A 378-nucleotide genomic window follows, 5' to 3' on the forward strand; every position below is an offset into this window, starting at 1 on the left:
CGCGGCAGGCCAAGCTGATGGAGTCGTACGGGGCGCACTGCGTCTACGTCACCGACTCCGGTGGCCGGCTGCTGATGACGGATGTCGCCGCCCGGGTCGACGCCTACCGCGAGGTCCTGGACCCGGGCACCCAGATCGGCATTCACGCCCACCACAACCTGTCCCTCGGTGTGGCCAACAGCGTCGTCGCCGTGCGGCACGGCACCACCCGGGTCGACGCCTCCCTGGCCGGGATGGGCGCCGGAGCCGGCAACGCCCCCCTGGAGGTCTTCACCGCCGTCGCCGACCTGCACGGCTGGAAACACGGCTGCGACACCTTCGCGCTGATGGACGCCGCCGAGGACCTGGTCCGGCCGCTGCAGGACCGGCCGGTGCGGG

At 72.8% G+C, this 378-nt stretch carries 1 pseudogene; it reads left to right on the top strand.

The annotated features are described in order from the left end of the window. A pseudogene (locus ACFHWU_RS29490) lies at nt 1-378 on the top strand (4-hydroxy-2-oxovalerate aldolase); the annotation flags it as partial.

Origin of the sequence: Micromonospora sp. LOL_015 (assembly GCF_048060275.1) — a bacterium.
Classification (GTDB): domain Bacteria; phylum Actinomycetota; class Actinomycetes; order Mycobacteriales; family Micromonosporaceae; genus Micromonospora_E.